This is a genomic window from Pseudomonas mandelii, from assembly GCF_900106065.1.
GTDB classification, from domain to species: domain Bacteria; phylum Pseudomonadota; class Gammaproteobacteria; order Pseudomonadales; family Pseudomonadaceae; genus Aquipseudomonas; species Aquipseudomonas mandelii.
Window position 1 is genome coordinate 2,996,260 of the sequence record NZ_LT629796.1, and the last position, 6,241, is coordinate 3,002,500.

A 6,241-nucleotide genomic window follows, 5' to 3' on the forward strand; every position below is an offset into this window, starting at 1 on the left:
AAGTACCCCGGTGAGTTGTGCTTATTAGAACGGCCGAACGACGACCAGAATTACGATAGCCAGCAATATCAGAACCGGCACTTCATTGAACCAGCGATAAAAGACATGGCTGCGGGTGTTTTCGCCACGGGCAAAACGTTTCACCTGTGCGCCGCACATGTGGTGGTAGCCGATCAGGATCACCACAAGGGTCAGCTTGGCGTGAATCCACGCGCCTTGACTGAAGAGGCTCGGGTTAAGCCAGATCAGTGCAATGCCGAATATCAGGGTAGCGATCATCGCCGGGCCCATGATGCCGCGGTACAGCTTGCGCTCCATGAGGCTGAAGCGTTCCTTGCTGACGGTGTCTTCGCTTTGGGCGTGATAAACGAACAGGCGGGGCAGGTAAAACAGGCCGGCAAACCAGCAGACCATGCTGACGATATGAAGCGCTTTGAGCCATAGATAAAGCATTTTTAGTTATTCCCAGGTTCACGGTAGCCCGAATAGTAGAGAAAGTGTCCCGTCTCGGACATAACTGTTCAATTTTGACGGCGTCTTTTGCGGCCAGACGGCGTTGCCGCTCCTCGCCATAGCGAGCTATGACTCGTCGCGGGGCCTTGCCTGGCCACAAAAGCCACTCGCCAAAAGTTGGGCGATATGCCCGAGAAGGGACACATGAGCCGCCACACGTCACCTAAGCGGTTGTCGCAGGGCCGCGCGGCCCCTATTATCGACGGCTTTCCAGTGGGTTCGTTGAGGGCAGGTTTATGGTCAAGGTCGGTATCGTCGGCGGCACGGGTTACACCGGTGTCGAACTGCTGCGTCTGTTGGCACAGCATCCGCAAGCTGAAGTGGTTGTGATCACTTCCCGATCCGAGGCCGGTCTGGCCGTGGCCGACATGTACCCGAACCTGCGAGGCCACTACGACGGCCTGGCTTTTAGTGTTCCGGACATCAAGACGCTGGGCGCTTGCGATGTGGTGTTCTTCGCCACGCCTCATGGTGTTGCCCATGCACTGGCCGGTGAGTTGCTCGCGGCGGGGACCAAGGTCATCGACCTGTCGGCTGACTTCCGTCTGCAAGACGCTGCCGAGTGGGCCAAGTGGTACGGCCAGCCTCACGGCGCACCGGAGTTGCTGGAGGAGGCGGTCTACGGTTTGCCGGAAGTCAATCGCGAGCAAATCAAGGATGCCCGCCTGATCGCGGTGCCGGGTTGCTATCCAACGGCGACGCAATTGGGTTTCCTGCCATTGCTGGAAGCCGGCCTGGCCGATACCACGCGTTTGATTGCTGACTGCAAGTCCGGTGTCAGCGGTGCCGGTCGTGGCGCTTCGGTCGGTTCGCTGTATGCCGAGACGTCGGAAAGCATGAAAGCCTACTCCGTCAAAGGTCACCGTCACTTGCCGGAAATCCGCCAGGGTCTGCGTCGTGCAGCGGGCAAGGACGTCGGTCTGACCTTCGTTCCGCACCTGACACCAATGATTCGCGGCATTCATTCGACGCTGTATGCGACCGTCGTGGATCGCTCGGTGGATCTGCAGGCGTTGTTTGAAAAGCGCTACGCCAACGAGCCGTTCGTCGACGTGATGCCGGCGGGCAGCCACCCGGAAACCCGCAGTGTTCGCGGTGCCAACGTTTGTCGTATCGCCGTGCATCGTCCGCAGGACGGCGATCTGGTGGTGGTGCTGTCGGTAATCGATAACCTGGTCAAGGGTGCGTCGGGTCAAGCGGTGCAGAACCTGAACATTCTGTTCGGGCTGGATGAGCGCCTGGGCCTGTCCCACGCCGGCATGCTGCCGTAAGGCTTTATCCCGCTTAGCAAAAAGGCCCGTCTGACGGGCCTTTTTGCATTTCGAACCGGCAATCGGTTTTATTGCTATACCATAACAATAGTTGACCGATTTTCTAGGAGAAGCGGATAATGCGCGTCATCACGCATTATGGCGGCGTAACGCCGGGAGATAGTCAGCATGAGCGTCGAATCCTTCACCCCCACCGCTTTGCAATTCACCCACGGTGCCGCGCACAAGGTGAAGAGCCTGGTCGATGAAGAGGGGAATGATCGCTTGAAGCTGCGCGTATTCGTTACGGGCGGCGGTTGTTCAGGTTTTCAGTACGGCTTCACCTTCGATGAAGAAGTGGCCGATGACGACACCATTGTCGAGCGCGAAGGTGTGAGTCTGGTCGTAGACCCGATGAGCTTCCAGTACCTGGCCGGTGCCGAGGTGGATTATCAGGAAGGTCTGGAAGGTTCGCGTTTTGTGATCAAGAATCCGAACGCGAGCACCACGTGTGGTTGCGGCTCTTCGTTCTCGATCTGATCGCGCTTCACCGCAGTATCAAGCGCCGCATGGCTTCAGGGCTTTGCGGCGTTTTGCTGTGCGGCGTTTATGCCGGGTAGATGGCGCCGAGTACGCGCAGGCCGCGGGCGCCGGTGACGCTCGGGCGGTTGGCGGCGATGCCTTCCAGGCAGCAATGAGCCAGCCAAGCGAAGGCCATGGCTTCGACCCAGTCCGGGTCCACACCGTAAGCGGCAGTGCTGGTGACTCTCGCGTTCGGCAGCAGGGCGGCCAGACGGCTCATCAGCGTGGCGTTGTGCGCGCCACCACCGCAGACCAGCAGTTCCTGCGTGTCCGATTGGGCGTGCTGCAATGACTCGACGATGGTCAGTGCGGTCAGTTCGAGCAGGGTTGCTTGCACATCTTCCGCGGCGAAGGGCGGGAGCTTCGAGAGATGCTGTGTCAGCCATGGCAGGTTGAACACTTCGCGGCCGGTGCTTTTCGGGCCTTTGGTTACGAAGAATGGATCACTCAGCAATTCATTCAGCAGAACCGGTTCAACCTTGCCACTGGCAGCCCATTGGCCGTCACGATCAAAATTGTCGCCGCGTTGCTGATGAATCCAGGCATCCAGCAGGACGTTGCCCGGGCCGCAGTCGAAACCGGCGACCGGTTTGCCGGGCTCGATCAGACTGAGGTTGCTGAATCCGCCGACATTCAATACCGCACGATTGCCGGCACGTTCATCAAACAACGCTTCGTGAAAGGCCGGCACCAAAGGCGCGCCTTGCCCGCCAGCGGCCACATCACGGCTGCGGAAGTCGCTGACCACGGTGATGCCGGTCAACTCGGTCAGCAGGGCCGGGTTGCCGATCTGTACCGTGAAGCCGCGCGCCGGTTCGTGGCGAATGGTCTGGCCGTGGCTGCCAATCGCGCGAATGTCTTCGGGTTTCAGGTTGTGTTGGCGGAGGAGAGTGTTAATGCCCTGAGCCGCCAGTTTCACCCAGTTCTGCTGGGCGATGGCGGAGCGGGCAATCTCGTCCGCGCCGCTGGCGCACAAGCCAAGCAGCTCGGCGCGCAGGGAGTCAGGCATGGGGGTGTAGTGCGTGGCGATCAGGTTGATCGCCGGGGTCAGCTCGATTAACGCAATGTCCAGGCCATCGAGGCTGGTTCCGGACATCACACCGATATAGAGCGTCATGATTTAGCGCTTCGAAGCCAGCATGGTGGCTTTCTCTTGGTCCATGCGCGCCATCAGCGGCTGACTCTGCGAAAGGAAGCGTGCGCGTTCCCCTTTGGAAATAGGGTCGGCCATCGCGACTTTCTGGCCCAGTGGGTCGACGTGCACGCCATTGACCTGGAACTCATAGTGCAAGTGTGGGCCGGTGGAGAGCCCGGTTGTGCCGATATAACCGATTACCTGGCCTTGCTTGACGCTGCCGCCAGTCTTGATGCCTTTGGCAAAGCCTTGCATATGGCCGTACAGCGTACGGTAGGTGTTGCCGTGCTGGATAATCACGGTATTGCCGTAACCGCCACGGCGACCGGCCAACAACACTTTGCCGTCACCGGCCGCTTTGATCGGCGTGCCGCGTGGAGCTGCGTAATCGACACCTTTGTGAGCGCGGATCTTGTTCAGGATCGGGTGTTTGCGACCCATGGAGAATTTCGAGCTGATGCGGGCGAAGTCCACTGGCGTGCGGATAAACGCCTTGCGCATGCTGTTGCCGTCGGCGGTGTAGTAGCTGCTGTTGCCTTGCTTGTTGGTGTAACGCACGGCGGTGTAGGTCTTGCCGCGGTTGGTGAAGCGTGCGGACAGGATCGGGCCGTTGCCGACAGCCTTGCCGTTGACGACTTTCTGCTCGTAGATCACATCGAACTCGTCACCCTGGCGGATATCCTGGGCGAAGTCGACGTCATAGCCAAACACGCTGGCCATGTCCATGGTGAGGCTGTGGGACAGCCCGGCACGCGCGGCAGACTGCGATAGCGAACTGTTGATCACGCCATGAACGTAGGCGGAGCGCACGGTTGGCTTGGCGGTAATGCGGTTGAACGTATAACCCTTGTCATTCTTGGTCAGGGTAATACTTTCGACGTCGCTGAGCTTGCTGTGCAGGTTGCTCAGCTGGCCGTCGGGGGTCAGTTCGAATTCGAGTTTCTGGCCGCGTTTGAGCTGGCTGAATTGCTTGGCCTGCTTGTCACTGGCCATGACTTCATGCACCGAAGTGGCGGGGAGGCCTACTTTCTCAAACAGCGTGGAAAGTGTGTCGCCTTTGGAAACGATCACTTCCCTGTGGTTTGGGGTCTTCTTTTCTTCGGTGACCGGGGCAGGTACAGGCTCGGCCTGGGCGGTTTCCTGTGGCTCTTCAGCGCTGTTTTCGATCTGCGCGAAAGGGGAGGCTGCCGGTTCATTTGTGGCTTGAACGGCTTCAGCAGCGTCTTGATCTTGTGTCAGTTGTTCAGCAGGGCTTTCCAGCTCAAGACTCAGCGTCGTCTTTTTGGCTTCTACATCACTGGAAGGGAATACCAGAAGCGCCAGGCTCAGAAGAGCGGCGATGCCACTTGCTGCGAGCAGGTGGGTCTTCGGGTAAAGCGGTGGCGCTTTAGACGATTCTTTGGTCATAGGTAATTTTTGACTTTGAAAAAGATGAATTGGAAAAGATGAATGACATGATGAAGATGAAATAACTGTATAAAATATAACCAAATCATCTCTGAAGCAAGTCCGCGGTCACTCTGCCAGCGGATTGGCGTCATTGCGCCGGCCAAACTTTGTATTTGACGCGTGATCTTGTATGGTTGGTCCCCTTTGAATTCGAGCCTTGCGGGTCTGTTATGAAGTCGGTTGAAGAGCAGCTAGCGCTGATTAAACGTGGTGCGGAAGAACTGTTGGTCGAGTCCGAGCTGATCGAAAAGCTCAAGCGTGGCCAGCCGCTGCGTATTAAGGCAGGCTTCGATCCGACCGCGCCGGATTTGCACCTGGGTCATACCGTGCTTATTAATAAGCTGCGCCAGTTCCAGGAACTGGGTCACCAGGTGATCTTCCTTATAGGTGACTTCACCGGGATGATCGGTGATCCGAGCGGCAAGAGCGCAACGCGTCCTCCGCTCACCCGCGAGCAGGTTCTCGAGAATGCCGAGACCTACAAGACTCAAGTCTTTAAGATTCTTGATCCGGCCAAAACCGAGGTGGCGTTCAACTCCACCTGGATGGACCAGATGGGGCCGGCGGACTTCATTCGTCTGACTTCGCAGTACACCGTGGCTCGCATGCTTGAGCGCGATGACTTCGACAAACGCTACACGACCAACCAGCCAATCGCTATTCACGAGTTCCTCTATCCGCTGGTTCAAGGGTATGACTCGGTCGCTTTGCGCGCGGATGTCGAGTTGGGCGGTACCGATCAGAAGTTCAATCTGCTGATGGGGCGTGAACTGCAGCGCGGTTATGGTCAGGAGGCTCAATGCATTCTGACGATGCCGCTGCTCGAAGGTCTGGATGGTGTGAAGAAGATGTCCAAGTCCTTGGGCAACTACGTCGGTATCCAGGAAGCGCCGGGTGTCATGTATGGCAAGCTGGTCTCTATTCCGGATGCGCTGATGTGGCGCTACTTCGAATTGCTCAGCTTCCGCTCCATGGATGAAATCAACGCATTCCGTGCTGATGTCGAGGCGGGCGCCAATCCTCGTGACATCAAGATCAAGCTGGCCGAAGAGATCGTTGCGCGTTTCCATGGTGAAGAGGCTGCGGCCAATGCTCACCGTGCAGCGGGCAATCGTATGAAGGATGGCGAGTTGCCGGACGATCTGCCGGAGATCGAGCTGACGGCTACTGAAGACATGCCGATTGCTGCTGTCCTTAATAAGGCAGGGCTGGTGAAGAACTCGGCGGTGGCCCGTGATCTGCTGAATTCCGGCGGTGTGCGTATAGATGGAGAGGTTGTTGATCGCACCTTTATATACGTGCTGGGCGCGAC

General features: G+C 58.0%; 6 protein-coding genes (1 of these 6 cut by a window edge). 3 read left to right on the forward strand and 3 right to left on the reverse strand.

What is annotated here, in order from left to right:
• Positions 1–24: 24 nt before the first annotated feature.
• On the reverse strand, positions 25–453 hold the full coding sequence (hemJ, locus tag BLU63_RS13630) for a protoporphyrinogen oxidase HemJ (protein ID WP_010467221.1): 429 nt from the start codon (positions 451–453) through the stop codon (positions 25–27).
• A gap of 296 nt (positions 454–749) precedes the next feature.
• On the opposite strand from hemJ, the gene argC reads away from it, so the two are divergent.
• Together argC and erpA are read left to right on the forward strand one after the other, a co-directional pair.
• Positions 750–1,784 (forward strand): N-acetyl-gamma-glutamyl-phosphate reductase, encoded by a 1,035-nt coding sequence (gene argC, locus BLU63_RS13635; RefSeq protein ID WP_010467224.1) that lies wholly within the window; start codon positions 750–752, stop codon positions 1,782–1,784.
• Positions 1,785–1,952: 168 nt separating this feature from the next.
• Positions 1,953–2,303: an iron-sulfur cluster insertion protein ErpA gene (gene erpA, locus BLU63_RS13640; RefSeq protein ID WP_007947969.1), complete on the forward strand. Its 351-nt coding sequence runs from the start codon at positions 1,953–1,955 to the stop codon at positions 2,301–2,303.
• Between the two features lie 67 nt (positions 2,304–2,370).
• On the opposite strand, the gene BLU63_RS13645 is transcribed toward erpA, so the two are convergent.
• Positions 2,371–3,462 carry an anhydro-N-acetylmuramic acid kinase gene (locus BLU63_RS13645; RefSeq protein ID WP_083375646.1) on the reverse strand — a complete coding sequence of 364 codons (1,092 nt, stop codon included), beginning with the start codon at positions 3,460–3,462 and terminating at the stop codon, positions 2,371–2,373.
• A 3-nt stretch (positions 3,463–3,465) separates the two neighbouring features.
• The gene (locus tag BLU63_RS13650; protein WP_010467226.1) at positions 3,466–4,887 is read right to left on the reverse strand and encodes a peptidoglycan DD-metalloendopeptidase family protein; all 1,422 of its coding nucleotides are present in this window, start codon (positions 4,885–4,887) and stop codon (positions 3,466–3,468) included.
• A gap of 212 nt (positions 4,888–5,099) precedes the next feature.
• Between BLU63_RS13650 and tyrS the strand changes: the two genes are divergently transcribed.
• On the forward strand, positions 5,100–6,241 hold the 5' portion of the coding sequence (gene tyrS / locus BLU63_RS13655; protein ID WP_010467228.1) for a tyrosine--tRNA ligase. It continues 58 nt past the right edge of the window; the window shows 1,142 of its 1,200 coding nt (coding positions 1–1,142); its start codon is at positions 5,100–5,102; its stop codon lies off the right edge, out of view.

Bases quoted from the DNA above. Each gene is read 5' to 3' on its own strand.
- BLU63_RS13650 (WP_010467226.1), bottom strand. From the start codon at position 4,887: ATGACCAAAGAATCGTCTAAAGCGCCACCGCTTTACCCGAAGACCCAC.
- erpA (WP_007947969.1), top strand. From the start codon at position 1,953: ATGAGCGTCGAATCCTTCACCCCCACCGCTTTGCAATTCACCCACGGT.
- BLU63_RS13645 (WP_083375646.1), bottom strand. From the start codon at position 3,462: ATGACGCTCTATATCGGTGTGATGTCCGGAACCAGCCTCGATGGCCTG.
- hemJ (WP_010467221.1), bottom strand. From the start codon at position 453: ATGCTTTATCTATGGCTCAAAGCGCTTCATATCGTCAGCATGGTCTGC.
- argC (WP_010467224.1), top strand. From the start codon at position 750: ATGGTCAAGGTCGGTATCGTCGGCGGCACGGGTTACACCGGTGTCGAA.